The organism is Pedobacter sp. ASV1-7 (assembly GCF_040203335.1).
Taxonomy (GTDB): Bacteria; Bacteroidota; Bacteroidia; order Sphingobacteriales; family Sphingobacteriaceae; genus Pedobacter.
Genome location: NZ_JBEHBV010000001.1, coordinates 768,348 through 791,640 on the forward strand (window position 1 = coordinate 768,348; position 23,293 = coordinate 791,640).

The window sequence follows — 23,293 nt, forward strand, 5'->3', positions numbered from 1 at the left end:
TAATTTATAACTATGGGCTTAAGAAAATTTAAACCAGTCACTCCGGGAACCCGCTTTAGAGTAGGTGCCAGTTTTACGGAGATTACAGCAACCAAGCCCGAAAAATCATTGGTTGTATCTTCTAAGAAGTCGGGAGGACGTAACAATACAGGAAAGATGACTATGCGCTACATGGGTGGTGGTCATAAAAAATCTTACCGTTTAATTGACTTTAAACGTGAGAAATTTGATATTCCTGCAACAGTAGCTACTGTTGAGTATGATCCAAACCGTACTGCACGTATTGCATTATTACATTATGCAGATGGTGAGAAGCGTTATATCATTGCACCGGAAGGATTGCAAGTTGGGCAGAAAGTAGTATCAGGTGATACTGCAACTCCAGAAGTTGGAAATACATTAAAATTAAGCAATATCCCATTGGGATCTATCATCCACAATGTGGAGATTCATCCAGGTCGTGGTGCTCAGTTAGCACGTAGTGCTGGTGCTTATGCACAATTAGCTGCACGTGATGGTAAATATGCTACATTAAAAATGCCTTCAGGTGAGGTAAGATCTATCTTAGTTACTTGTTTAGCAACAATAGGAGCTGTTTCCAATTCAGATCATGCAAATGAAGTGTTAGGTAAAGCTGGTCGTAGCCGTTGGTTAGGCCGCCGTCCGAGAACACGTCCGGTAGCGATGAACCCAGTAGATCACCCAATGGGTGGTGGTGAGGGTCGCTCATCAGGAGGTCAGCCTCGTTCAAGGAATGGTGTTTATTCTAAAGGATTTAAAACACGTTCACTTAAAAAATACTCAAATCGTTTCATCATAGAGAAAAGGAAGAAATAATGGCTCGTTCGATTAAAAAAGGACCTTATATTGACCATAACGTAGAGAAGAAAGTAGTCTCTATGAATGATTCAGGCAAGAAGTCTGTAATTAAAACTTGGTCTCGCAGATCAATGATCTCACCAGATTTTGTGGGACATACATTTGCAGTGCACAACGGTAATAAATTTATACCGGTATACGTAACAGAAAACATGGTTGGTCATAAGCTGGGAGAGTTTGCTCCAACCAGAACATTTAGGGGTCACTCTGAAAAGAAAAAATAATTAGAAGATGGAAGCAGTAGCGAAATTAAACAATTGTCCAACCTCACCGCGTAAGATGCGTTTGGTTGTAGATCTTATCAGAGGTGAGCGTGTGGAGAAAGCTTTACATATTTTAAAGTTTACCAATAAAGAAGCAGCATTAAAAGTTGAAAAGCTTTTATTATCAGCTATCAAAAACTGGGAGACTAAGAATGAAGGTTCTCGCCCTGAAGAAAGCCAGTTATTCGTGAAAACGATAATGGTAGGCGGTGGTCGTCAGTTAAAAAGATTAAGACCAGCACCACAAGGACGTGGTTACAGAATTCGTAAGCGTTCAAACCATGTAACTTTGGTAGTAGATAGTAAAAACGTTGAAACTCAAACTAATTAACAGAAATGGGACAAAAAGCACATCCAATAGGTAACAGGTTAGGAATCATCAAAGGTTGGGATTCTAACTGGTTCGGTGGCAACAACTATGCTGATAAATTAGTTGAGGACGAAAAAATAAGAAAATACCTTTCAGTACGTATCGCAAAAGGCGGCGTAGCAAAAGTTGTTATCGAGCGTACGTTAAAACGTATCACGGTTACAATCCACACTGCTCGTCCGGGTATTGTGATTGGAAAAGCTGGAGCTGAGGTTGATAAGATCAAAGAAGAGTTGAAGAAATTGACTAAAAAGGAAATTCAAATCAACATTTTTGAGATTAAACGTCCTGAGCTTGATGCACAATTAGTTGCAGAAGGTGTTGCAAAACAATTAGAAGCAAGGATCTCATTCCGTAGAGCAATGAAGTCTACTATCGCATCAACTATGCGTATGGGTGCAGAAGGTATCAAAATTATGACCTCTGGTCGTTTAGGTGGTGCTGAGATGGCTCGTAGCGAACAGTATAAAGAAGGAAGAATTCCTTTGCATACTTTCCGTGCAGACATTGACTATGCATTAGCTGAAGCTTTGACTACTTATGGTAAAATAGGTGTTAAAGTATGGATCTGTAAAGGCGAGGTTTACGGTAAACGTGATCTTTCTCCTAACATTGGTTCAACAAGTAATGCACCAGGTAAAGGTGGCAGACCAGAAGGTGGCTTTGGCGGCAGAGACAACCGTGGCGGTGGCGACAGAAGAAACGATAACCGCGGTGGTGGTAATCGTGGCGGAAGAGGTCCAGGTCAAGGTGGTCCAGGTCAAGGAAGAGATAATAGAGGCGGAAATACTCAGAACAGAGGTCCTCGTAAATAATAGTTAACAGATCGTTTAACGATAATATTAAGATAAAATGTTACAGCCAAAAAGAACGAAGTTCAGAAAGATGCAGAAGGGCAGAATGAAAGGTTTAGCAACTCGTGGTGCTGAATTGTCATTCGGGTCTTTCGGGATCAAATCTCTAGAGTCGACATGGATTACCAGTCGTCAGATAGAGGCAGCCCGTATCGCCGTAACTCGTTTCATGAAACGTGAAGGCCAGGTATGGATTAGAATATTCCCGGACAAACCGGTAACTAAGAAACCAGCTGAGGTACGTATGGGTAAAGGTAAGGGTGCTCCAGAATATTGGGTAGCCGTAGTTAGACCGGGACGTGTTATTTTTGAAGCAGAAGGTGTTCCTTTAGAAGTTGCTAAAGAGGCAATGCGTTTAGCAGCTCAAAAATTACCGATCCAAACAAAATTTGTAGTACGTAGAGATTACGTAGAGGCATAATTAGAGTAGGGTTGAATGTTGTAAGTAACTTGTTATTACAACCTCTGGACCCGCCAATTAAAAATTAATAAAATGAAGAACTCAGAAATTACAGGGCTTTCACAAGAAGAGCTAGTAGCCAGGATTGCAGAAGAGACTGAAAACTTAGTTAAGTTAAAGTTTGCGCATACAATTTCGGCTATAGAGAACCCAAGCCGCATTAGCAAGGTTAGGAGAAATATTGCCCGATTAAATACTGAAGTGACTAAGCGTAAAGCTGAGTCTGCTACTGAAACTAAATAACTTTAGAGTCGAAATGGAAAGACAATTAAGAAAAACAAGAACCGGGTTGGTAGTGAGCAACAAGATGGATAAATCTATTGTTGTAGCGGTAGAACGTAAAGTGAAACACCCGATCTATGGTAAGTTCGTAAAGAAAACTACCAAATTTATGGCTCATGACGAGAAAAACGATTGCGGTATTGGAGATACAGTACTGATCATGGAAACTCGTCCGCTGAGTAAAAACAAGAACTGGAGATTAGTGCAAATTTTAGATAGGGCTAAATAACATGGTACAACAGGAATCAAGATTAAACGTAGCCGATAATAGCGGCGCAAAAGAAGTATTGGTTATCCGTGTACTAGGTGGTACAGGGAAGCGTTATGCTTCTATTGGTGACAAAGTTGTTGTTACCGTTAAAAGTGCATTGCCTTCTGGAAACATCAAAAAAGGAACAGTTTCTAAAGCAGTTGTAGTAAGAACAAAGAAAGAGATCAGACGTAAGGATGGTTCTTACATCCGTTTCGACGACAATGCAGCAGTATTATTGAATGCACAAGATGAGCCACGCGGTACACGTATTTTTGGCCCGGTAGCAAGAGAACTGCGTGAAAAACAATTCATGAAAATTGTATCATTAGCACCGGAGGTATTATAAAATGAAAAATAAAGTAACTACACCAAAAGTAAAAATCCGTAAGGGTGATTTAGTAAAGGTTATCGCCGGCGATTCAAAAGGTCAGCAAGGAACTGTGCTTTCAGTATTAATTTCTAAAAGCAGAATTCTAGTTGAAGGTGTTAACCTTGTATCAAAACATACAAAACCAAATGCTGCTAACCCTAATGGTGGTATCATTAAAAAAGAGGCTGCTCTTCATATTTCTAACGTAGCGCTAATTGATCCTAAAACAGGTGCAACTACGCGCGTTGGCAGAAAGCTTAATGCTGATGGGAAATTAGTTAGGGTATCTAAAAAATCAGGAGAGGAGATCAAATAATGGCTTACGTACCAAGATTAAAAAGTAAATATAAAGAGGAAATTGTAACTGCACTTAAAGATAAGTTCAATTACAAAAGCGTTATGCAGGTTCCTAAGTTAGAGAAAATTTCTATCAACCAAGGTGTTGGACGTTTCTCTGTAACTGATAAAAAGATTATGGACAGCTCTATTTTAGAGATGACTACAATCGCAGGTCAGCAAGCAGTTGGAGCGCAATCTAAAAAAGATATCTCGAACTTTAAATTGCGTAAAGGTATGCCAGTAGGTGTACGTGTAACTTTACGTGACAATAACATGTATGAGTTTTTAGATCGCTTAATTTCTGTAGCTTTGCCACGTATTCGTGATTTCAAAGGTATCAATGATAAAGGTTTTGATGGACATGGCAATTACACATTAGGTGTAACTGAGCAAATCATCTTCCCTGAGATTAACATCGACAAAATCAACAAGATTTTAGGTATGGATATTACATTTGTAACATCTGCTACTACTGATGTTGAAGCATTGGAACTTTTAAAGCAATTTGGATTACCATTTAAAAATCAAAAAACAGAGCAATAATGGCAAGAGAAGGTGTAAAAGCACGCGAAATTAAGCGCCAAAAATTGGTTGCTAAGTATGCGGAAAAACGTGCAGAACTTAAAGCTGCAGGTGATTACGAAGGATTAGATAAATTACCAAAAAATTCATCGGCTGTACGTTTGCACAACCGTTGTAAATTAACTGGTCGTCCTCGTGGATATATGCGTACTTTCGGCATTTCAAGGGTAACATTCCGCGAAATGGCTTTAGCAGGGAAGATCCCGGGAGTAAGAAAAGCAAGCTGGTAATTACCAGCTTACTTGTGTTTAAGGTTCAATTCCTTAAACCGTAAACAAAAATTTAACCGATGGAAGGTCGTTCCGAATAGGTCGGAAAGGAAACCACTATCACAATTATATAAAAATGAATACAGATCCAATAGCAGATTATCTTACAAGAGTAAGAAATGCCATCAAGGCAAATCATAGAATTGTAGAGATTCCTGCATCAAACCTGAAAAAGGAAATTACTAAAGTACTTTTTGACAAAGGTTACATTGCTAACTACAAATTTGAGGACAATACAGTTCAGGGAATCATTAAAATAGCTTTGAAATACAATGCTATTACTAAAATTCCTGCAATCCGTACTTTAACACGTATTAGCAAACCAGGTTTAAGGCAATATGCCGGCGTAGAAAATATGCCAAGAGTATTAAATGGTTTAGGTATTGCAATTTTGTCTACATCTAAGGGTGTTATGACTGATAAGGAAGCTGCTAAACTAAATATTGGTGGCGAAGTTTTGTGTCACGTTTATTAATTAAAGGAGGATAGCAAAATGTCAAGAATAGGAAAAGCCCCAATTAATGTACCTGCAGGTGTAACAATTACTGTTTCTAAGGATAATGTAGTAACTGTTAAAGGGCCTAAAGGAGAGTTAACTCAAGCAGTAGATGCAGACATCACTGTAAGTCAGGAAGACAGCGTATTAACCGTACAACGTCCATCAGAACAAAAAAGACACAAAGCATTACACGGTTTATATCGTGCTTTGATCAATAATATGGTTGTTGGTGTAACAGAAGGTTATAAAGTTACTCAAGAATTAGTAGGTGTTGGTTACCGTGCTTCAAACGTAGGTAATACATTAGACTTAGTTTTAGGTTTCTCTCACCACTATGTTTTCCAATTGCCGGAAGAGATTAAAGTTACTACAGTTTCAGAAAAAGGTCAGACTCCAAAAGTTATTTTAGAGAGTATTGATAAGCAGTTGATAGGACAGGTAGCAGCGAAAATCCGTTCGTTACGTGCACCAGAACCATATAAAGGTAAAGGTATCAAGTTTGTAGGCGAAGTGTTAAGAAGAAAAGCAGGTAAATCAGCTTCTAAAAAATAATCATCATGGCAGGGAAAAAATTATCTCGTAGAGATCGTATAAAAAAAGGTATCAGAAAAAGATTAACAGGTTCTGAAGGCCGTCCACGTTTATCGGTTTATAGAAGCAATAAAGGGATTTATGCTCAAATCATTAATGACGTAACCGGTAATACAATTGTATCAGCTTCATCTTTATCTAAAGATTTTTCAGGTACAGGAAATAAATCTGAGCAATCAGTAGCTGTAGGAAAACTAGTAGCCGAAAAAGCAATCGCAGCAGGTATTAAACAAGTTGTTTTCGATAGAAATGGCTATTTATACCACGGTCGCGTTAAGTCTTTGGCTGAAGGTGCTCGCGAAGCTGGTTTAGAATTTTAATCTGAAAATTAGATAAGAATGTCAACTATCAATATAAAAAGAGTTAAGACTAGCGAGATCGAATTAAAAGATCGTTTAGTTAGCATACAACGCGTTGCCAAAGTAACTAAAGGTGGTCGTACTTTCAGCTTCTCAGCCATTGTGGTTGTAGGAGATGAGAACGGAATCGTAGGTTACGGATTGGGTAAAGCAAAAGAGGTAACAGAAGCAATTGCAAAAGGTATCGATGATGCTAAAAAGAACTTAGTTAAAGTTCCTTTGTTAAATGGTACTGTACCTCACGAGCAAATCGGTAAATTCTCAGGCGGTTTTGTATTAATCAAACCGGCAGCTGTAGGTACCGGAGTAATTGCTGGTGGTGCGATGCGTGCTGTATTGGAGAGTGCTGGTGTACATAACGTACTAGCAAAATCAAAAGGTTCATCAAATCCTCACAACGTGGTAAAAGCAACTGTAGATGCTTTAACAAAAATGCGTGATGCTTACACTGTTGCACAACAACGTGGTGTTGATTTAAATAAAGTTTTTAACGGATAATATTATGGCTAAGATCAAAATAACCCAGGTAAAAAGCATTATCGACAGAAGCGAACGCCAAAAGAGAACGATGAAAGCTTTAGGTTTAACTAAAATGAACCAAAGTGTAGAAGTTGAAGCTACTAACGCCATTATAGGAATGGTTAGAAAGGTGAATCACTTAATCGCTATCGAAAGTATATAAATTATTAAATAAGGTTGTGAATGTGGTTAATATAATTACATTTGCAACCTTTGTATATTGTTTAACCGTTGTCCCTGATTAGTGAAAGCGAAGGGCGGCACAATAAGTTTAAAAATGAACTTAAGTAATTTAAAACCTGCAGCAGGTTCTACTAAAAATAGTAAGAGAATTGGTCGTGGTACTGGTTCTGGTCGCGGTGGTACTTCCACTCGTGGTCATAAGGGTGCTGGATCTCGTTCTGGTCACAAAACCAAAATCGGTTTTGAAGGTGGTCAGATGCCATTACAACGTCGCGTACCTAAAGTAGGTTTCAAACCTATTAACCGTGTTGAATACGTTGGTGTAAATTTGGATGTATTACAAGGTTTGGCAGAAAAGTTTAACTTATCAAGCATAGATTTTGCTATCTTGCAACAGCACGGTTTAGCATCTAAAAACGACTTAGTTAAAATTTTAGGTCGTGGTGAAGTTAAATCTAAGATAGAAGTTAAAGCACATGCTTTTTCTGCAACCGCACAAAAAGCTATTGAGGCTGTTGGAGGCTCAATCGAAAAATTGTAATTAATGAAGAAGCTGTTTACTACCTTAAGTAATATTTGGAAAATTCAAGAATTAAAAGAGCGTATACTTTATACGCTCATGATTCTTTTAGTTTATAGGTTTGTATCTCACGTGGTATTACCAGGTGTAGATGCAACACTTTTAGGCGATAATACAAAGTCAGGCATTTTAGGTCTGTTAGATATGTTTGCGGGTGGATCATTCTCTCGTGTATCTATATTGGCCTTAGGTGTGATGCCTTACATTTCAGCCTCTATTGTAGTTCAGCTATTAGGTATCGCTGTTCCTTCTTTTCAGAAAATGCAAAAGGAGGGTGAAAGCGGAAGAAAGAAAATTAATCAGATTACGCGCTATCTGACAATAGCCATTACTGCTGTTCAGGCAATCGGTTATGTGAAGACTCAGGTTCCGCCTGAAGCTATTGTAATTGATCATACTTTATTCTTCATCCTGGCGACCTTTGTTCTTTCAGCAGGTACATTATTTGTAATGTGGCTTGGTGAGAAGATTACAGATAAAGGAATTGGTAATGGTATTTCACTAATCATTATGGTTGGTATTATCGCTCGTTTACCTATTGCTTTATACCAAGAGGTAAGTTCAAGAGTGATTGGTGAGGGTGGTGGACTGATTGCACTTGTATTGGAAATCGTAGCATTATTTGCAGTTGTGATGTTTACAATCATGATTGTTCAGGGTGTTAGAAAAGTTCCTGTACAATATGCAAAACGCATTGTAGGCAACAGGCAATTTGGAGGGGTAAGACAGTACATTCCTTTAAAGGTTAATGCTGCTGGTGTTATGCCGATCATCTTTGCTCAGGCATTGATGTTTATTCCGGCTACATTAACAGGCTTCTTCCCTTCATTGCAAAATACCTGGTTGATTCAGTTTAGTGATTATACTTCATTAGCATATAGTTTAACATTTGCATTTTTAATTATTGCATTTACTTTTTTCTATACTGCTATTACTGTAAATCCAACTCAAATGTCTGATGACATGAAGAAGAATGGAGGATTCATTCCTGGGATTAAACCTGGATTATCTACCTCATCATTTATTGATGATGTGATCTCTAAGATTACTTTCCCTGGAGCGATTTTCCTGGCTATTATTGCAATTCTGCCTTCAATAGCTGTTAAGTTTGGAATTAAAACTGAATTTGCTCATTTCTATGGAGGTACATCTTTATTGATTCTTGTGGGCGTTGTTTTGGATACATTACAACAAATTGAAAGCTATTTATTGATGCGTCATTATGACGGATTGATGAAGACTGGTAGAGTTACTGGTCGTACAGGAATTCCTGCTGCGAGCGGTAGTAATGCAGTGATTTAATAAATAGAATGTCTAAGATCTATTATAAATCAAAGGAAGAAGTAGAACTAATAAGAGAAAGTTCTTTACTGGTATCAAAAACTTTGGCTGAAGTGGCCAAAGTTATTGGTCCCGGAGTTACGACAAAACAACTAAATGATTTAGCGGAAACATTTATAAGAGACAATGGAGCAATTCCTGCTTTTTTAAACTATAACGGTTTCCCATATTCATTGTGCATTTCACCAAACGAGCAGGTAGTTCATGGATTTCCGGGAGACTACGTAATTCAGGAAGGAGATTTGATTTCTGTTGATTGCGGAGTTATTAAGAATAAATTTTTCGGTGATTCAGCTTATACTTTTTCAATAGGAGAAATAGATGCAGAACGGAAGAAGCTAATAGATGTTACACAAGAGTGCTTAAAACTTGCAATTGATAAAGCTGTTGTAGGTTCAAGGATAGGTGATGTAGGTTATGCAGTACAAGCTTATGCAGAAGCAAATGGCTTTGGAGTTGTAAGGGAATTAGTTGGTCATGGTGTTGGTGTTAAATTACACGAGAAACCCGAAGTGCCTAATTATGGCAGAAAGGGAAGTGGAATTAAATTGGAAGAAGGGATGGTAATAGCGATAGAGCCAATGATCAACGCGGGTACAGCAGGTGTTAAATTTTGGTCTGATGGTTGGACAGTTACCAGTAAGGATAATAAGCCTTCAGCACATTTTGAACATACTGTTGCAGTAAAAAGGGGGAATGCAGATGTTTTATCTACCTTTTCTTTCATTGAAGAAGTTTTAAAAGAAAAAAGGTAAATAATTAAATATTTTTATTTAATTTTGCATCCCGGTTTAATAGCAGCTAATTAAGTAAAAATCAATATTATATGGCTAAACAAGCCTCAATTGAACAAGACGGTGTAATAAGAGAAGCACTATCAAATGCCATGTTTCGGGTAGAGCTGGAAAATGGCCACGAGATTATCGCTCATATCTCTGGAAAAATGAGGATGCATTATATCAAAATTTTACCAGGGGACAAAGTCAAATTAGAGATGTCGCCTTACGATTTATCAAAAGGCAGGATTACTTATAGATATAAATAAAATGAAAGTTAGGTCATCAATTAAAAAACGTAGTGCTGATTGTAAGGTTATTCGTCGTAAAGGTAAACTTTACGTTATCAACAAGAAAAACCCTAAATTTAAGCAACGTCAAGGTTAATTAAATTTTAGATTTAAGATTTACGGAAGTAGATTGCGTGATTAGGGATAAGCCTTTGAGCGTAGATCGTAAATCGAAGATCGTAAATCAAAATCGCTAAATACAAATATGGCAAGGATATCAGGTATAGATTTACCAAGAAACAAAAGAGGTGAGATCGGGCTAACCTACATCTTCGGAGTAGGAAGAGCAACTGCGCAACGTATATTAACGGAGGCAGGTATAGATTTTAACAAGAAAGTACAGGATTGGTCAGATGATGAATTATCTGCAATTCGTACCATTATCAACGATGGTATTAAAGTTGAAGGAGCTTTACGTTCAGAAGTTCAATTGAACATTAAGCGTTTAATGGACATCGGTTGTTACCGTGGTTTACGTCACAGAAAAGGTTTGCCGGTACGTGGTCAACGTACTAAGAACAACTCTCGTACACGTAAAGGCAAGAGAAAAACAGTTGCAAACAAGAAAAAAGCTACTAAATAAAATTAGTACTGAATAATAATTATGGCTAAGAGTAAAAAAGTTACCAAAAAGCGTATTGTTGTTATTGAGCCTGTTGGTCAGGCGCACATCAATGCTACTTTTAACAATATCATTGTTACCTTAACAAACAACAATGGTCAAACTATTTCATGGTCTTCTGCAGGTAAAATGGGATTCAAGGGTTCTAAAAAGAACACTCCTTATGCAGCTGGGCAGGCAGCATCTGACTGCGGTAAAGTAGCGTTTGACTTAGGTTTACGTAAAGTAGATGTATTTGTTAAAGGTCCAGGTTCTGGTCGTGAATCTGCAATTAGAACATTGCAAGTTTCAGGAATAGAAGTAACCTCTATCAAAGATATTACACCGCTTCCGCACAATGGATGTCGTCCTCCTAAGAAGAGAAGAGTTTAATTTATTAATTTTTAAAGCTAAGAGTCTGCAGCGTAAGGTTGCATGATACTTTAAAACAAAGAACAATGGCAAGATATACAGGACCAAAGTCCAAAATCGCCCGTAAATTCAGAGAACCAATTTTCGGCCCTGATAAAGTACTAGACAGAAAAAATTACCCTCCTGGGCAACATGGTGCTTCAAAAAGAAGAGGTAAACAGTCGGAGTATGCTGTACAGTTAATGGAAAAACAAAAAGTAAAATATACTTATGGTGTATTAGAGCGTCAGTTCCGTAACTTATTTACTAAAGCGTCTGCACGCGGTGGTATTACAGGTGATACTTTATTACAATTATTAGAGGCTCGTTTAGATAATACAGTTTACAGATTAGGTATTGCTACAACACGTTCAGCTGCACGTCAGTTAGTTAGCCATAAACACATAACAGTTAACGGAGAAGTAGTTAATATCCCATCTTATCAATTAAAAGCTGGTGACGTAATTGCAGTTCGCGAAAAATCTAAAACTTTAGAAGCTATTACTAATTCAGTAGCTGGTAGAGTAATCAATAAATTCAATTGGTTAGATTGGAACGCAAGCGAATTGTCTGGTAAGTTTTTAGCTTATCCAAACCGTGACGAGATACCAGAAAATATCAAGGAAAACCTTATAGTAGAGTTATACTCTAAGTAATATATTTAGTTAATTGCCTGTTACAGGCAATTAGCTTTTTTGCGTTACATAATTTTAATAACGATCTAAAAACATTATAAATGGCAATTTTAGCATTTCAGAAACCCGATAAAGTAATCATGCAGAAATCGACTGATTTCGATGGTACATTTGAGTTCCGTCCTTTAGAGCCCGGTTTCGGTGTAACAATTGGTAATGCCTTGAGAAGAATTTTGCTTTCTTCTCTAGAAGGTTATGCCATTACAAGTATTCGTTTTTCAGGTGTATCTCATGAATTTTCAACAATTAAAGGTGTTGTCGAGGATTTAACAGAAATCATCCTTAATTTAAAACAAGTTCGTTTTAAAAAATCAGGAGACGCTGGTGATTCAGAGAAAATTTTTATCTTAATTAATGGACAAGAGCAATTTTTAGCTGGAGACATTACTAAATTCTCTAATAATTTCGAGGTTCTAAACCCAGATTTCGTTATTTGTAACATGGAGAAATCCGTTACTTTAGAGGTTGAGCTTACGATTAATAAAGGCCGCGGATACGTACCCGCAGAAGAGAATAAAATAAATGATGCTGTGGTTGGTGTGATTGCAATTGATTCAATCTTTACACCAATGAAAAATGTAAAATACACGATTGAAAATTATCGTGTTGAACAAAAAACAGATTATGAAAAGTTAATATTAGATATTTCTACTGATGGTTCAATCCATCCTGAAGAAGCACTTAAAGAAGCTGCGAAAATTTTGATCCAGCACTTTATGTTGTTCTCTGATGAAAATTTAGTATTAGAGTCTCAAGCAAAAGAAGAGACTAAAGAAGTTGATGAGGAAATCTTACATATGCGTAAGATTCTTAAAACTGAACTAGTTGATTTAGATCTTTCAGTTCGCGCATTAAACTGCTTAAAGGCAGCAGATATCCGTACTTTAGCTGATCTTGTTTCTTATGATGTAGCTGATATGTTAAAATTCAGAAACTTTGGTAAGAAATCATTAACTGAGATTCAAGAGCTTGTTAAATCGAAAAGTTTATCATTCGGTATGAACTTATCTAAGTTTAAACTAGACGAAGAATAACTGGCAAAAAATAAATAACAATATTGTTAATAGTGTATAATTCCCTCGCATAGAAATAATAGAGACGGTATACACTGAATAAATCAAAAAATGAGACACGGTAAAAAGGTAAACCACTTAGGAAGAACAGATTCACATCGTAAAGCGATGTTAGCAAACATGGCTTCATCTTTAATTAAGCATAAAAGGATTTCAACTACTTTAGCTAAAGCAAAAGCTTTACGTATGTATGTTGAGCCAATTATCACAAAATCTAAATCTGATACTACGCATTCACGTCGTGTTGTATTTAGCTACTTGCAGGATAAAGAAGTTGTAACTGAATTGTTCCGTGATATCGCAGCGAAAGTTGCTAATCGTCCAGGTGGTTATACCAGAATCATCAAATTGAACAATCGTTTAGGTGATAATGCTGAAATGGCATTGATCGAATTGGTTGATTACAATGAGGTTTATGGTAAAGAAGCTGCATCGGAAGAGAAGAAAACTACTCGTCGTGGCAGAAGCAAAGCTAAAAAATCTGATGCTCCTGCAGTGAAAGCTGAGAAAGCAGAAGTTGTAGCTGAAGAAGCTCCTGCAGCTGAAGAGGTAGCTCCAGAGGCTCCTGCATCAGAAGCAAAAACTGAAGATAAAGGCGAATAATTATTCGTTTATCATCATAATGAGAACCCTGATCGGATAACGGTCAGGGTTTTTTGTTTATAAATCTAACTGCATTTGTTCATCGCCGGGTCTGGAGTTGTAGTGCTTTAGAATATTCCACTGTATACGATCGTGTTTGAGCAAAGTAAAATGATCGACCTCAAAACTGGCTTCAAATCTTTTATTTTTATAGTATTCATGTATTGCTGGGAACTTGTCTTTTAAATCCCTATATGCAATGGTAATATGTGGACTGATCTGACTTCTTAAGTTTTTTGAAGCGGTACCTACTGTTTTTTTGATGCTTCTGTATAGGTTAGTTATTTCTTTGTTGAGAAGAGCCTTTATGAAGACAACTTCATTGCCAGTAAAGGCATCATAGTTTTCCAGTTTTTGTGTAAAAGGTTTGAAGTTTCTGGCTGCCTCCAAGCTGTTGATCAATTGTGCTTCTGAAGCATTGTCGATATTAGGGAGGAAGAGTAGGGTAATGTGAACGGGTGGACGTAGGGCCTTATATACTTTGAAATTTTCTGAGCAGGTTTTTCTAACCTCATCAATTAGCAGGGTCAGTTGTGGTGGGGGTAGTATAGCAATTAAATAGTTATGCTTCATACAGCCAATTTACAATTAAATTCAAAAAGTTATCTTTGCAAAGTAATTCAAATTCATGTCCAATCAACTCCATTTACAGCAATTTCAGGCACAGTTAACTGAAAGTATCTCCTTGAATATTTTTTTTAAAGTTTCATTGGGTAATTACCAGGGAAATGAAAAGGAATTGAAAAATATATATGTTCGTAAGGTAAAGATTAAGAGAGCAGATATGCTTTCATTTACGTATCGGTATAAAACCAGAGATATTTTTAAGAATTTTCAAATTTCTGAAGGGATTGCTTTGATCAATCATCTTGTGAGTAATGATTTTAAGATTGCTACACTTTTTACTACAGAAAAGGAAGTTATTTTGGAACATGGTAAAAAGCAGTTGATCTCTTTAAGAGAAAAGCTTGTTACATCAAACTTGAAGCCTTCATTGTCTCATGATAAAGAGAAGAAGAGATTAATCCAGCCTGCTGGAAAGCCTTATCTTGAAGCATTGAGAATTACGGATCATGAGGGGAAAGTATTTAAAAATGCACAAGATAAATATCGTCAGATCAATCAATATATTGAGATACTAAGTTCACTAATAAAGGAATTACCAGTAGGAACTATAAAGAATGTAGTAGATATGGGCTCAGGTAAAGGTTATCTGACTTTTGCTTTGTATGATTATTTACACCATGTATTGAAACTAGATGCAAAAGTTACCGGAGTAGAGTTTAGAGAAGATTTAGTAGCGTTATGTAATGATATTGCTCATAAGTCTGAATTTAATAAGCTTGAGTTCGTAGAAGGGACTATAGAGGCTTATAATGTAAATCAAATTAACTTACTGATTGCACTTCATGCTTGTGATACAGCTACTGATGATGCGATCTATAAAGGGATACAGGCTAATGCAGAATTGATTGTTGTTGCCCCATGTTGCCATAAGCAAATCAGAAGGGAGATGGAAAAAGGAAAGGTAAAAAATGAACTGAACTTTTTAACCAAATACGGAATCTTTCTGGAACGCCAGGCTGAAATGGTAACTGACGGAATCAGAGCTTTGGTTCTAGAGTATTTTGGTTATAAGACGAAAGTTTTTGAATTTATATCTGATGCACATACACCTAAGAATGTTTTGGTGGTAGGCATTAAGGTTAGAGATAGAGAAACAAAGGGGAAGGACGCACAGTATAAAGCTGAGATTTTAAGAAAGATCGAAGAAACGAAGGCTTATTTTGGAATAGGCTACTATCATTTGGAAAGATTGTTTGGTTTAAGTTCATAAAATAGGCTGCTTTCTGTCATACTGTCACACTTTTGTAACAGCTTTCAGCCATAAAATTCATTTGTTATTCTTAGTAGAGGTGATTTTCTGCCAAAATTTGATTGGCACATTGCTTGTTAAATAGATTTTAAATAAAAGATTTCATAACATAAACAGAGATAAATAAGATGTCAAAAATTATTGGTATAGACTTAGGAACAACAAACTCTTGCGTAGCCGTAATGGAAGGTAACGAACCTGTAGTTATAGCCAACAGTGAGGGTAAACGTACTACACCATCCATTGTTGCTTTTGCAGAGAATGGTGAACGTAAAGTTGGTGAGCCGGCTAAGCGTCAGGCTATAACTAACCCAACTAAAACAATTTATTCAATTAAGCGCTTTATGGGAAGTAGCTTTGCTGAAGTTACAAAAGAAGCAGGCCGTGTACCTTATAAAGTAGTTAAGGGCGACAATAATACACCACGTGTTGAGATTGACGACCGTAAATATACCCCGCAGGAACTTTCAGCAATGGTTCTGCAAAAAATGAAGAAAACTGCTGAAGACTTTTTAGGTCAAGAAGTAACTGAAGCTGTTATTACAGTTCCGGCTTATTTTAATGATGCCCAACGTCAAGCTACTAAGGAAGCAGGTGAAATTGCTGGTTTAACAGTAAAACGTATCATCAACGAGCCAACTGCAGCTGCATTAGCTTATGGCTTAGATAAGGCACATAAAGACATGAAAATTGTTGTGTTTGACTGTGGTGGTGGTACTCATGACGTTTCTGTATTGGAATTAGGTGATGGAGTTTTTGAAGTTAAATCTACAGATGGTGATACTCACTTAGGTGGTGATGACTTTGATCACATTATTATTGAGTGGTTAGCTGAAGAATTTAAAAATGAGAATGGTATGGACCTTCACCAAGATCCAATGGCATTACAACGTTTAAAAGAAGCTGCTGAAAAAGCTAAAATTGAATTATCTAGTACAACTTCTACTGAAATTAATCTTCCTTATATCACTGCTGATGCTTCGGGACCTAAGCACCTTGTAAGAACATTAAGCCGTGCTAAATTTGAGCAATTAGCTGCAGATTTAATTAAACGTACAATTGATCCATGTAAATCAGCATTGAAAAATGCAGGTTTAAAAACAAGCGACATTGATGAGATCATCTTAGTTGGTGGTTCGACACGTATGCCAGCTATCCAGGAAGCTGTTAAAGCTTTCTTTGGAAAAGAGCCTTCTAAAGGTGTTAACCCTGACGAAGTTGTAGCTATTGGTGCTGCAATTCAAGGTGGTGTATTAACAGGAGAAGTTAAAGATGTATTGTTATTAGATGTTACTCCACTTTCTTTAGGTATTGAAACTATGGGTGGTGTAATGACTAAATTAATTGAAGCCAATACAACTATCCCTTCTAAGAAAGCAGAAACTTTCTCTACAGCTGCTGATAATCAGCCTTCGGTAGAAATCCATATTTTACAAGGAGAGCGTCCTATGGCTGCTCAGAATCGTACAATTGGTCGTTTCATCTTGGATGGCATTCCACCAGCTCCACGCGGAGTTCCTCAGGTAGAAGTAGCATTTGATATTGATGCAAATGGTATACTACATGTTTCTGCTAAAGATAAAGCTACAGGTAAAGAGCAAAAAATCCGTATTGAAGCTTCTTCAGGTTTAACTGATGATGAGATCAAAAGGATGAAGGATGAAGCAGAACAAAATGCTGAGGCGGATAAAACTGCTAAGGAAGAAGCTGATAAAATTAATAGTGCTGATGCTTTGATTTTCTCTACTGAGAAACAATTGAAAGAGTTTGGCGATAAGCTTTCTGCAGATAAAAAAGCACCTATTGAAGAAGGTTTGCAAAAACTGAAAGATGCACATGCTGCAAGAAACTTTGCTGATATTGATTCAGCTCAGGAAGCACTACAAAATGCTTGGAATGTAGCTTCTGAAGAAATGTATAAAGCTGGTCAGGATGGAGCACAACCTGAAGCAGGTGCTAATGCACAGGCTGAAGGACAACCTGCTGACAACAGTGATAACGTTACTGATGTTGACTTTGAAGAAGTAAAAGACGATAAAAAGTAATCATACTTCAATATTAACAGAAAGCCCCTGATCTGATTGATCAGGGGCTTTCTGTTTTATAATTTATTGGAACTTAATTCCAAAGGTTTTCAGGATAAGTACCATTTTTAACAAGCTCATCAATGCAGTTTTGTACAAAAGGCTTATCTTCTTTATAAGTTACTCCAAACCATTGATTAGAGGTTGGGATCACTTTAAAGTTTGCAGTGTTGTTTTTAACAAGATTCTCACCAATTAAAGGAATGAAGAATTCTGCTTTAGGTTTATCTTTATTTTCTAATGCAAAAACTTTAAAAAGTTCTTCAGTTAATTTGAAAACTGCAGGAGTGAAACCCCAGAAATTCATAGAAACAGGAGTATTATACTCTAGAGGATATTCAACACCATTCTCTTCATAGACAATAGTATCTCCCTTTTTATATACTTGAGTCCGTTCAGTAATTTCATCTAAATAGCCATCGGTATTAGTCTTGCAAACACCACGGGACACAGAACCGAAATCAGACAGCGTCTTTCCAATCTGGTAACCTACAATAGCATAATTGCTATCTGTCGCTTCATCATTTAGGAAATCTACCATTTTTTTAAAGGCATCAAAACCATAGTAATCATCTGCATTAATTACACAAAATGGTTCGTTAATTACTTTCCTGCCAGAAAGAATAGCATGTGCAGTTCCCCATGGCTTTTCGCGATATATTTCTTCTTCAATACCAAATTGTTTTAAATCGAAGTTTTGAAACACATATTCAGTTTCAATTTTACCTTTTAATTTTGGTTCAAAGATAGCTTTGAAGTTATCCTGGAATTCTTCTTTAATAATGAAGACTACTTTGCCAAAGCCTGCTTTTATAGCATCATAGATAGAGTAATCAATAATGGTCTCACCATTTGGTCCAAAACCATCAATTTGTTTCATGCTGCCATAACGGCTTGCCATTCCGGCAGCTAGTATTAATAAAGTGGGTTTCATTCGATAAATAAAATAATGAAAAGGTTAATAATCAATGTGAACAGTTTTAATGTTTGGGCTAAAATACATTTTTTGGTTTAGGTATGGAGAGTTTTTTGAGTTAAAATCCAAATATACCTTTTCCACTGCTACTTCGGGTTTTCTTTCCTGTTAACATTCCAAATAAACCTCTTACAATTTCCTTACCGATTTGTCTTGTTATAGTTGCACCCATAACTTGTTCAATCAGGCTCTTTTCATCTTTTTTAGGTGCTTTTTCTTGTGAAACTTCAGTTTCCTGAGCGGCTTGTTTCTCATTTATACGATTGGTGAGTATCTCATAAGCACTTTCAGGATCAATGGTTTCCTGGTATTTTTTTGTCATTGCACTCGATTGAGTAAGGGCAATGTATTCTGCATTCGTTAATGGGCCAATGATGGATCTGGGAGGTGTAAGCATAGTTGCCGCAACTTCTGTGGGAATACCTTTTTCATTCAAAACAGTAACAAGAGCCTGCCCCGTACCTAAAGCAGTTAATATCTGATCAATTTTATAGAAATCTGAGCGAGGATAGGTATTTACAGTTTTCTTCAAGGCATCAGCATCATTTGGTGTGAATACCCTTAATGCGTGTTGAATTCGGTTACCTAATTGAGACAAAACACTTTCAGGTACGTCTGAAGGCGATTGGGTACAAAAGAACACGCCTATGCCTTTAGATCGAATTAACCTAATTATTGTCTCAATTTGTTCTAAAAATGCCTTAGAGGAGTTTTTAAACAGTAAATGCGCTTCATCAAAGAAGAATACCAACTTCGGTTTATCTAAATCACCAGCTTCGGGCATATTATAGAATATTTCAGCCAGAAGACTGAGTAAAAATGTAGAATATAAAACAGGTTGATTTTGTACATCAGAGATATTTAAAAGACTGATTGTTCCTTTACCGTCAACCTTTTCAAAAAGATCCTCAATATCAAATGAAGTTTCACCAAACATCCCACTCAACCCCTGTTGTTCAATTGTTACTATTTTTCTAAGGATAGTTCCTGAAGTGGCTGTTGATATTTTACCATACGTACTTTTAATTTCTTCGGCTCCTTCCTCATCAGAGAGATAAGCCACTAACTTCTTTAGATCATTTAAGTCGATAACAGGCATTTTATTATCGTCCGCATATTTGAAGATGACCGCAAGTACACCAGTTTGTGTGTCGTTAAGGTCAAGAATTTTTGCAAGTAAAGTAGGACCAAATTCTAGTACAGTAGCGCGCATCTGTGCACCGAGTTTCCCAGATAAGGAATAAAGTTCTAATGGAAAGCCTGCTGGTACGAACTGTTTGTTCAGTTGCCCGGCCCTTTCCTCAATTTTTGGGTTTATTGACCCTGGCTGACTCAAACCTGATAGATCTCCCTTTACATCCAGCATAAAAACGGGGACACCAGCATCTGATAATTGTTCGGCGAGTAATTGTAGTGTACGGGTTTTACCTGTTCCAGTAGCTCCTGCAACCAAGCCATGCCTGTTCATCATATGTAAAGGCAAATTAACTTCAGCGTCAGCCAATACCTGTCCATCCAATATTCCTGCACCTAAATAAATGTAAGAGCCTACAGGCTTATAAGAGGCTTTAATTTTTTCTGTAAACTTTTCTGATTGATCATTCATAGAAGGTTGTTTTAATTGAAGGTCCATAAAAGTAATAAAACAGAGTTAAAAAAAAAGAAAGGTGCATTTGATTATCTTCAAATGCACCTTTCTTTACTGGTATATATTATCTATTATGATAGATCTGTTATTTTGAGTATTTAAAATCATGATCCTTCTTGATATTTAATAAAGAATGATAGATTAGACTAATTACATTATCTACATCTTCTTTGTGAATCATTTCCACAGTAGTATGCATATAACGTAATGGTAGAGAGATTAATGCAGATGGCACGCCACCATTAGAATATGCAAAAGCATCTGTGTCCGTTCCTGTTGAACGTGATGAAGCCTGACGCTGGAAAGGAATGTTATTTTTCTCAGCCGTTTCGATCAGTAATTTATTCAGGTTCACCTGAACTGCAGGAGCATAAGATACTACCGGGCCTTTCCCACAAGCCAGCTCACCTTGAGTAATTTTATTAATCATTGGTGTAGTTGTATCATGAGTTACGTCAGTAATAATAGCCACATCAGGCTTAATTCTGTGTGCAATCATTTCTGCCCCACGTAAGCCAATTTCTTCCTGTACAGAGTTAACAATGTATAATCCGAACGGAAGTTTCTTCTTATTTTCTTTAAGTAGGCGAGCTACTTCTGCAATCATAAAACCACCAGCTCTGTTATCAAGCGCACGGCCTACATAATAGCGATCATTTAACACCATGAACTCATCTTCATAAGTAATGACACAACCAACATGAATGCCTAATTTTTCAACTTCCTCTTTCGAAGTACAGCCACAATCCAGGAATATATTTTTTAGTGCAGGAGCCTCTTCTTTTTCACCAGCACCACGTGTATGTATAGCGGGCCATCCGAATACAGCTTTCACCATTCCTTTATCAGTATGGATATTTACTCTTTTAGAAGGGGCAATCTGGTGATCAGAACCGCCGTTACGGATTACATAAATCAACCCATCTGAAGTAATATAATTTACAAACCAGGAAATTTCATCAGCATGTGCCTCAATCACAACTTTAAAATCAGCTTTAGGATTAATTACACCAACTGCGGTGCCATAATTATCTATAAAGCTCTCGTCTATATAAGGTTTTAAATAATCCAGCCATAATTTCTGACCCGGATATTCAAAGCCTGTTGGAGATGGATTATTGATATATTCTTCAAAAAATTGGAGAGATTTCTTATTTACTACAGCAACATATGTCTGTTTGTCGTCTTTCTTTTTAGCCATTATTCAGTTTTTTATTATAAGCAAATATATAAATCGAGGCCTAAGCCCCAAGTTAATTATTAAGTTGTAACTCCATAATGACAAAATCTATGTCATTACTCACAGATCGTTGGTTTGTCTCAATAAAGCCAAACTTACGGTAAAAACTAGTTGCTGAAACCCTGGCATTGCACCATAATTTTTGGGCACCATTTGTTTTAACATAGTTTATTAAATGGTTTAGCAATAATGCACCATAACCCTTTCCTTGTGCACTAACAATCGTTGCAAACTTTCTGAACTGATACACAGTGTCTATGTGAAACAATGATACAACAGAAGTGAGCTGGCCGTTAGCAAATAGTCCAAAGTGCATCCCGTTTTTATCTTCTTCAAGCTTAATTGAATCAAAAGGGAGATTCGGGTACATCACTTCATGACGAATGCGCCAGGTGATGTCATATCTTATTTGTTCAATTTGAATGTCGTTCATTAGGCTTATAGCGGAATATTCCCGTGCTTTTTTCTTGGGTTATTTACAACCTTATTCTCAAGCATTTTAAAAGCTTTAATCAATTTATTGCGAGTTTGGGCAGGTTCAATTACTTCATCCACAAAACCCCGTTCAGCAGCACGATATGGATTGGCAAAAGTATCCGAATATAGTTTCTCTTTTTCCAGCCATTTTTCCTCAGGGTTTTTCGCTATGGTAATTTCTTTCTTAAAGATGATTTCTGCAGCCCCCTTGGCACCCATTACGGCAATCTCAGCACTTGGCCATGCATAATTCATATCAGCACCAATATGCTTTGAATTCATCACATCATAAGCTCCGCCATAAGCTTTTCTGGTGATTACAGTGATGCGTGGGACGGTAGCTTCACTGAACGCATAAAGAAGCTTTGCACCGTTAGTAATGATAGCATTCCATTCCTGATCTGTGCCAGGTAAAAAACCAGGTACATCTTCAAAAACAAGCAATGGTATATTAAAACAATCACAAAAACGAACAAAACGTGCGGCTTTTGTTGAAGCATGAATATCTAAAACACCTGCAAGATAAGCGGGCTGATTAGCCACAATGCCAATGCTTCTTCCGGCAAGGCGAGCAAAACCAACAACTATATTCTCTGCATAATCTTTATGTACTTCTAAAAAGCTTTCAGAATCAGTTACCTCTTCAATAATGCTCCTTACATCATAAGGTTGATTAGCGTTTTGTGGCATGATATTATTCAATCCCGGGCGACTTTCATCAGTTGAATCATAAGGCAGCAATGCTGGTATCTCCTCACAATTCTGAGGCATATAGCTTAATAATTTTTTTACATGGTTAATGGCATCCAGTTCATTGCTGCAAGCGAAATGAGTAACGCCCGATTTCGTAGCATGTGTAGATGCACCTCCAAGTTCTTCAGAACTAACTTCTTCATGCGTTACCGTTTTAACCACATTAGGGCCTGTAACAAACATGTATGAAGTGTTTTCAACCATGAGTATAAAATCTGTGATGGCTGGAGAATAAACAGCTCCACCTGCACAAGGACCCATTATTGCTGATAACTGAGGGATTACTCCAGATGCCTGTACATTCCTGTAAAAAATGTCTGCATATCCACCTAGTGAAACTACACCCTCTTGAATTCGGGCACCACCACTATCATTTAAACCAATAACAGGTGCACCGTTTTTCATGGCCATGTCCATGATCTTACAAATCTTTTCGGCATGAGTTTCTGATAAAGAACCACCAAAAACTGTGAAATCCTGAGAAAATACATAAACCAACCGACCGTTTACATTGCCATAGCCAGTAACAACGCCATCTCCCAGGTACTTTTCCCGTTCCATACCAAAATCTGTACTGCGATGAGTAACCATCATACCGATTTCTTCAAAAGAGTTTTCGTCCATTAAAAAATGGATTCTTTCTCTTGCAGTAAGCTTACCTTTTTTATGTTGACTTTCTATTCTGGCTGTTCCACCGCCTTCTTGAGCTTGTTTTACTTTTGCTTGTAATAACTCTATTTTGTTCTTCATTAAAAGAT

34 protein-coding genes are annotated in these 23,293 nt (G+C 37.1%); 28 read left to right on the forward strand and 6 right to left on the reverse strand.

Translation table 11 applies throughout. The features are described 5' to 3' along the window. Positions 1-12: 12 nt before the first annotated feature. The 26 genes from rplB to rplQ all read left to right on the forward strand — a co-directional run bounded on the left by rplB (position 13) and on the right by rplQ (position 13,442). Positions 13-837, forward strand: coding sequence for a 50S ribosomal protein L2 (gene rplB, locus ABDJ41_RS03350; RefSeq protein WP_349784326.1), 825 nt, complete (start codon positions 13-15; stop codon positions 835-837). Continuing rightward, positions 837-1,103: a 30S ribosomal protein S19 gene (gene rpsS, locus ABDJ41_RS03355; RefSeq protein WP_008244581.1), complete on the forward strand. Its 267-nt coding sequence runs from the start codon at positions 837-839 to the stop codon at positions 1,101-1,103. Before rplB ends, rpsS begins: the two co-directional genes overlap by 1 nt. Before the next feature lie 7 nt (positions 1,104-1,110). Further along, positions 1,111-1,473 (forward strand): 50S ribosomal protein L22, encoded by a 363-nt coding sequence (gene rplV / locus ABDJ41_RS03360; RefSeq protein ID WP_349784327.1) that lies wholly within the window; start codon positions 1,111-1,113, stop codon positions 1,471-1,473. A gap of 5 nt (positions 1,474-1,478) precedes the next feature. Further along, positions 1,479-2,327 carry a 30S ribosomal protein S3 gene (rpsC, locus tag ABDJ41_RS03365; RefSeq protein WP_349784328.1) on the forward strand — a complete coding sequence of 283 codons (849 nt, stop codon included), beginning with the start codon at positions 1,479-1,481 and terminating at the stop codon, positions 2,325-2,327. Between the two features lie 37 nt (positions 2,328-2,364). Beyond that, entirely contained in the window at positions 2,365-2,787 is a 423-nt protein-coding gene (gene rplP / locus ABDJ41_RS03370) for a 50S ribosomal protein L16 (protein WP_349784329.1), read from the forward strand. Between the two features lie 72 nt (positions 2,788-2,859). Next, positions 2,860-3,069 carry a 50S ribosomal protein L29 gene (gene rpmC / locus ABDJ41_RS03375; protein WP_131609991.1) on the forward strand — a complete coding sequence of 70 codons (210 nt, stop codon included), beginning with the start codon at positions 2,860-2,862 and terminating at the stop codon, positions 3,067-3,069. Between the two features lie 13 nt (positions 3,070-3,082). Continuing rightward, a complete protein-coding gene (rpsQ, locus tag ABDJ41_RS03380; RefSeq protein ID WP_349784330.1) occupies positions 3,083-3,337 on the forward strand; it encodes a 30S ribosomal protein S17 in 255 nt (84 codons plus the stop codon). Position 3,338: 1 nt separating this feature from the next. After that, on the forward strand, positions 3,339-3,707 hold the full coding sequence (rplN, locus tag ABDJ41_RS03385; protein ID WP_010599900.1) for a 50S ribosomal protein L14: 369 nt from the start codon (positions 3,339-3,341) through the stop codon (positions 3,705-3,707). 1 nt (position 3,708) lies between these two features. After that, positions 3,709-4,047 carry a 50S ribosomal protein L24 gene (rplX, locus tag ABDJ41_RS03390; protein WP_349784331.1) on the forward strand — a complete coding sequence of 113 codons (339 nt, stop codon included), beginning with the start codon at positions 3,709-3,711 and terminating at the stop codon, positions 4,045-4,047. Next, on the forward strand, positions 4,047-4,613 hold the full coding sequence (gene rplE / locus ABDJ41_RS03395; protein ID WP_349784332.1) for a 50S ribosomal protein L5: 567 nt from the start codon (positions 4,047-4,049) through the stop codon (positions 4,611-4,613). Before rplX ends, rplE begins: the two co-directional genes overlap by 1 nt. Next, positions 4,613-4,882 (forward strand): 30S ribosomal protein S14, encoded by a 270-nt coding sequence (gene rpsN, locus ABDJ41_RS03400; protein ID WP_349784333.1) that lies wholly within the window; start codon positions 4,613-4,615, stop codon positions 4,880-4,882. The genes rplE and rpsN overlap by 1 nt, the downstream gene beginning before the upstream one ends. Positions 4,883-4,997: 115 nt before the next feature. Next, on the forward strand, positions 4,998-5,396 hold the full coding sequence (rpsH, locus tag ABDJ41_RS03405) for a 30S ribosomal protein S8 (protein ID WP_349784334.1): 399 nt from the start codon (positions 4,998-5,000) through the stop codon (positions 5,394-5,396). A gap of 18 nt (positions 5,397-5,414) precedes the next feature. Then, complete coding sequence (gene rplF / locus ABDJ41_RS03410; RefSeq protein WP_349784335.1) at positions 5,415-5,972, forward strand: 50S ribosomal protein L6; 558 nt, start codon at positions 5,415-5,417, stop codon at positions 5,970-5,972. Positions 5,973-5,977: 5 nt separating this feature from the next. Then, a complete protein-coding gene (rplR, locus tag ABDJ41_RS03415; RefSeq protein WP_349784336.1) occupies positions 5,978-6,331 on the forward strand; it encodes a 50S ribosomal protein L18 in 354 nt (117 codons plus the stop codon). 18 nt (positions 6,332-6,349) lie between these two features. Further along, entirely contained in the window at positions 6,350-6,868 is a 519-nt protein-coding gene (rpsE, locus tag ABDJ41_RS03420; RefSeq protein WP_008244566.1) for a 30S ribosomal protein S5, read from the forward strand. 4 nt (positions 6,869-6,872) lie between these two features. Further along, positions 6,873-7,052: a 50S ribosomal protein L30 gene (gene rpmD, locus ABDJ41_RS03425; protein WP_349784337.1), complete on the forward strand. Its 180-nt coding sequence runs from the start codon at positions 6,873-6,875 to the stop codon at positions 7,050-7,052. Positions 7,053-7,166: 114 nt separating this feature from the next. Next, positions 7,167-7,613 (forward strand): 50S ribosomal protein L15, encoded by a 447-nt coding sequence (gene rplO / locus ABDJ41_RS03430; RefSeq protein WP_349784338.1) that lies wholly within the window; start codon positions 7,167-7,169, stop codon positions 7,611-7,613. 3 nt (positions 7,614-7,616) lie between these two features. Next, positions 7,617-8,954 (forward strand): preprotein translocase subunit SecY, encoded by a 1,338-nt coding sequence (gene secY, locus ABDJ41_RS03435; protein WP_349784339.1) that lies wholly within the window; start codon positions 7,617-7,619, stop codon positions 8,952-8,954. A gap of 8 nt (positions 8,955-8,962) precedes the next feature. Then, the gene (map, locus tag ABDJ41_RS03440) at positions 8,963-9,748 is read left to right on the forward strand and encodes a type I methionyl aminopeptidase (RefSeq protein WP_349784340.1); all 786 of its coding nucleotides are present in this window, start codon (positions 8,963-8,965) and stop codon (positions 9,746-9,748) included. Between the two features lie 71 nt (positions 9,749-9,819). After that, complete coding sequence (infA, locus tag ABDJ41_RS03445; RefSeq protein WP_008244555.1) at positions 9,820-10,038, forward strand: translation initiation factor IF-1; 219 nt, start codon at positions 9,820-9,822, stop codon at positions 10,036-10,038. Between the two features lies 1 nt (position 10,039). After that, positions 10,040-10,156, forward strand: coding sequence for a type B 50S ribosomal protein L36 (gene ykgO / locus ABDJ41_RS03450; protein ID WP_008244551.1), 117 nt, complete (start codon positions 10,040-10,042; stop codon positions 10,154-10,156). Positions 10,157-10,264: 108 nt separating this feature from the next. After that, a complete protein-coding gene (gene rpsM / locus ABDJ41_RS03455; protein ID WP_084237677.1) occupies positions 10,265-10,642 on the forward strand; it encodes a 30S ribosomal protein S13 in 378 nt (125 codons plus the stop codon). A gap of 21 nt (positions 10,643-10,663) precedes the next feature. Beyond that, positions 10,664-11,053, forward strand: coding sequence for a 30S ribosomal protein S11 (rpsK, locus tag ABDJ41_RS03460; protein ID WP_012780795.1), 390 nt, complete (start codon positions 10,664-10,666; stop codon positions 11,051-11,053). A 65-nt stretch (positions 11,054-11,118) separates the two neighbouring features. Continuing rightward, entirely contained in the window at positions 11,119-11,727 is a 609-nt protein-coding gene (gene rpsD / locus ABDJ41_RS03465; protein WP_349784341.1) for a 30S ribosomal protein S4, read from the forward strand. 80 nt (positions 11,728-11,807) lie between these two features. Then, positions 11,808-12,800 (forward strand): DNA-directed RNA polymerase subunit alpha, encoded by a 993-nt coding sequence (locus ABDJ41_RS03470; protein WP_349784342.1) that lies wholly within the window; start codon positions 11,808-11,810, stop codon positions 12,798-12,800. Between the two features lie 90 nt (positions 12,801-12,890). Beyond that, positions 12,891-13,442, forward strand: coding sequence for a 50S ribosomal protein L17 (rplQ, locus tag ABDJ41_RS03475; RefSeq protein WP_349784343.1), 552 nt, complete (start codon positions 12,891-12,893; stop codon positions 13,440-13,442). 57 nt (positions 13,443-13,499) lie between these two features. Here the strand turns inward: rplQ and ABDJ41_RS03480 are convergent, their stop codons facing one another. Next, positions 13,500-14,054: a 2'-5' RNA ligase family protein gene (locus ABDJ41_RS03480; RefSeq protein WP_349784344.1), complete on the reverse strand. Its 555-nt coding sequence runs from the start codon at positions 14,052-14,054 to the stop codon at positions 13,500-13,502. A 55-nt stretch (positions 14,055-14,109) separates the two neighbouring features. On the opposite strand from ABDJ41_RS03480, the gene ABDJ41_RS03485 reads away from it, so the two are divergent. Then, a complete protein-coding gene (locus tag ABDJ41_RS03485; protein WP_349784345.1) occupies positions 14,110-15,318 on the forward strand; it encodes a class I SAM-dependent methyltransferase in 1,209 nt (402 codons plus the stop codon). Between the two features lie 167 nt (positions 15,319-15,485). Beyond that, the gene (gene dnaK / locus ABDJ41_RS03490) at positions 15,486-17,402 is read left to right on the forward strand and encodes a molecular chaperone DnaK (RefSeq protein ID WP_349784346.1); all 1,917 of its coding nucleotides are present in this window, start codon (positions 15,486-15,488) and stop codon (positions 17,400-17,402) included. Between the two features lie 73 nt (positions 17,403-17,475). Here the strand turns inward: dnaK and ABDJ41_RS03495 are convergent, their stop codons facing one another. The 5 genes from ABDJ41_RS03495 to ABDJ41_RS03515 form a co-directional block, all read right to left on the reverse strand. Continuing rightward, positions 17,476-18,375, reverse strand: coding sequence for a nucleotidyltransferase family protein (locus ABDJ41_RS03495; RefSeq protein WP_349784347.1), 900 nt, complete (start codon positions 18,373-18,375; stop codon positions 17,476-17,478). Positions 18,376-18,475: 100 nt separating this feature from the next. Beyond that, positions 18,476-20,023, reverse strand: coding sequence for a helicase HerA-like domain-containing protein (locus ABDJ41_RS03500; protein ID WP_349784348.1), 1,548 nt, complete (start codon positions 20,021-20,023; stop codon positions 18,476-18,478). A 127-nt stretch (positions 20,024-20,150) separates the two neighbouring features. Then, positions 20,151-21,266, reverse strand: a complete 1,116-nt coding sequence (locus ABDJ41_RS03505; RefSeq protein ID WP_349784349.1) for a M42 family metallopeptidase — start codon at positions 21,264-21,266, stop codon at positions 20,151-20,153. Positions 21,267-21,318: 52 nt separating this feature from the next. Beyond that, positions 21,319-21,738 carry a GNAT family N-acetyltransferase gene (locus ABDJ41_RS03510; protein ID WP_349784350.1) on the reverse strand — a complete coding sequence of 140 codons (420 nt, stop codon included), beginning with the start codon at positions 21,736-21,738 and terminating at the stop codon, positions 21,319-21,321. 5 nt (positions 21,739-21,743) lie between these two features. Continuing rightward, positions 21,744-23,285: an acyl-CoA carboxylase subunit beta gene (locus ABDJ41_RS03515; RefSeq protein ID WP_349784351.1), complete on the reverse strand. Its 1,542-nt coding sequence runs from the start codon at positions 23,283-23,285 to the stop codon at positions 21,744-21,746. Positions 23,286-23,293 lie beyond the last annotated feature (8 nt).

Bases quoted from the DNA above. Each gene is read 5' to 3' on its own strand.
- rpsH (WP_349784334.1), top strand. From the start codon at position 4,998: ATGAATACAGATCCAATAGCAGATTATCTTACAAGAGTAAGAAATGCC.
- rpsC (WP_349784328.1), top strand. From the start codon at position 1,479: ATGGGACAAAAAGCACATCCAATAGGTAACAGGTTAGGAATCATCAAA.
- rplO (WP_349784338.1), top strand. From the start codon at position 7,167: ATGAACTTAAGTAATTTAAAACCTGCAGCAGGTTCTACTAAAAATAGT.
- rpmC (WP_131609991.1), top strand. From the start codon at position 2,860: ATGAAGAACTCAGAAATTACAGGGCTTTCACAAGAAGAGCTAGTAGCC.
- rplQ (WP_349784343.1), top strand. From the start codon at position 12,891: ATGAGACACGGTAAAAAGGTAAACCACTTAGGAAGAACAGATTCACAT.
- ABDJ41_RS03500 (WP_349784348.1), bottom strand. From the start codon at position 20,023: ATGAATGATCAATCAGAAAAGTTTACAGAAAAAATTAAAGCCTCTTAT.
- rplB (WP_349784326.1), top strand. From the start codon at position 13: ATGGGCTTAAGAAAATTTAAACCAGTCACTCCGGGAACCCGCTTTAGA.
- rpsK (WP_012780795.1), top strand. From the start codon at position 10,664: ATGGCTAAGAGTAAAAAAGTTACCAAAAAGCGTATTGTTGTTATTGAG.
- rplX (WP_349784331.1), top strand. From the start codon at position 3,709: ATGAAAAATAAAGTAACTACACCAAAAGTAAAAATCCGTAAGGGTGAT.
- ABDJ41_RS03495 (WP_349784347.1), bottom strand. From the start codon at position 18,375: ATGAAACCCACTTTATTAATACTAGCTGCCGGAATGGCAAGCCGTTAT.
- rplP (WP_349784329.1), top strand. From the start codon at position 2,365: ATGTTACAGCCAAAAAGAACGAAGTTCAGAAAGATGCAGAAGGGCAGA.
- map (WP_349784340.1), top strand. From the start codon at position 8,963: ATGTCTAAGATCTATTATAAATCAAAGGAAGAAGTAGAACTAATAAGA.
- ykgO (WP_008244551.1), top strand. From the start codon at position 10,040: ATGAAAGTTAGGTCATCAATTAAAAAACGTAGTGCTGATTGTAAGGTT.
- ABDJ41_RS03505 (WP_349784349.1), bottom strand. From the start codon at position 21,266: ATGGCTAAAAAGAAAGACGACAAACAGACATATGTTGCTGTAGTAAAT.
- ABDJ41_RS03515 (WP_349784351.1), bottom strand. From the start codon at position 23,285: ATGAAGAACAAAATAGAGTTATTACAAGCAAAAGTAAAACAAGCTCAA.
- ABDJ41_RS03470 (WP_349784342.1), top strand. From the start codon at position 11,808: ATGGCAATTTTAGCATTTCAGAAACCCGATAAAGTAATCATGCAGAAA.
- ABDJ41_RS03480 (WP_349784344.1), bottom strand. From the start codon at position 14,054: ATGAAGCATAACTATTTAATTGCTATACTACCCCCACCACAACTGACC.
- rpsN (WP_349784333.1), top strand. From the start codon at position 4,613: ATGGCAAGAGAAGGTGTAAAAGCACGCGAAATTAAGCGCCAAAAATTG.
- rplE (WP_349784332.1), top strand. From the start codon at position 4,047: ATGGCTTACGTACCAAGATTAAAAAGTAAATATAAAGAGGAAATTGTA.
- rplV (WP_349784327.1), top strand. From the start codon at position 1,111: ATGGAAGCAGTAGCGAAATTAAACAATTGTCCAACCTCACCGCGTAAG.
- rpsD (WP_349784341.1), top strand. From the start codon at position 11,119: ATGGCAAGATATACAGGACCAAAGTCCAAAATCGCCCGTAAATTCAGA.
- rplF (WP_349784335.1), top strand. From the start codon at position 5,415: ATGTCAAGAATAGGAAAAGCCCCAATTAATGTACCTGCAGGTGTAACA.
- dnaK (WP_349784346.1), top strand. From the start codon at position 15,486: ATGTCAAAAATTATTGGTATAGACTTAGGAACAACAAACTCTTGCGTA.
- secY (WP_349784339.1), top strand. From the start codon at position 7,617: ATGAAGAAGCTGTTTACTACCTTAAGTAATATTTGGAAAATTCAAGAA.
- rpmD (WP_349784337.1), top strand. From the start codon at position 6,873: ATGGCTAAGATCAAAATAACCCAGGTAAAAAGCATTATCGACAGAAGC.
- ABDJ41_RS03485 (WP_349784345.1), top strand. From the start codon at position 14,110: ATGTCCAATCAACTCCATTTACAGCAATTTCAGGCACAGTTAACTGAA.
- rpsM (WP_084237677.1), top strand. From the start codon at position 10,265: ATGGCAAGGATATCAGGTATAGATTTACCAAGAAACAAAAGAGGTGAG.
- rpsE (WP_008244566.1), top strand. From the start codon at position 6,350: ATGTCAACTATCAATATAAAAAGAGTTAAGACTAGCGAGATCGAATTA.
- ABDJ41_RS03510 (WP_349784350.1), bottom strand. From the start codon at position 21,738: ATGAACGACATTCAAATTGAACAAATAAGATATGACATCACCTGGCGC.
- rpsQ (WP_349784330.1), top strand. From the start codon at position 3,083: ATGGAAAGACAATTAAGAAAAACAAGAACCGGGTTGGTAGTGAGCAAC.
- infA (WP_008244555.1), top strand. From the start codon at position 9,820: ATGGCTAAACAAGCCTCAATTGAACAAGACGGTGTAATAAGAGAAGCA.
- rplR (WP_349784336.1), top strand. From the start codon at position 5,978: ATGGCAGGGAAAAAATTATCTCGTAGAGATCGTATAAAAAAAGGTATC.
- rplN (WP_010599900.1), top strand. From the start codon at position 3,339: ATGGTACAACAGGAATCAAGATTAAACGTAGCCGATAATAGCGGCGCA.
- rpsS (WP_008244581.1), top strand. From the start codon at position 837: ATGGCTCGTTCGATTAAAAAAGGACCTTATATTGACCATAACGTAGAG.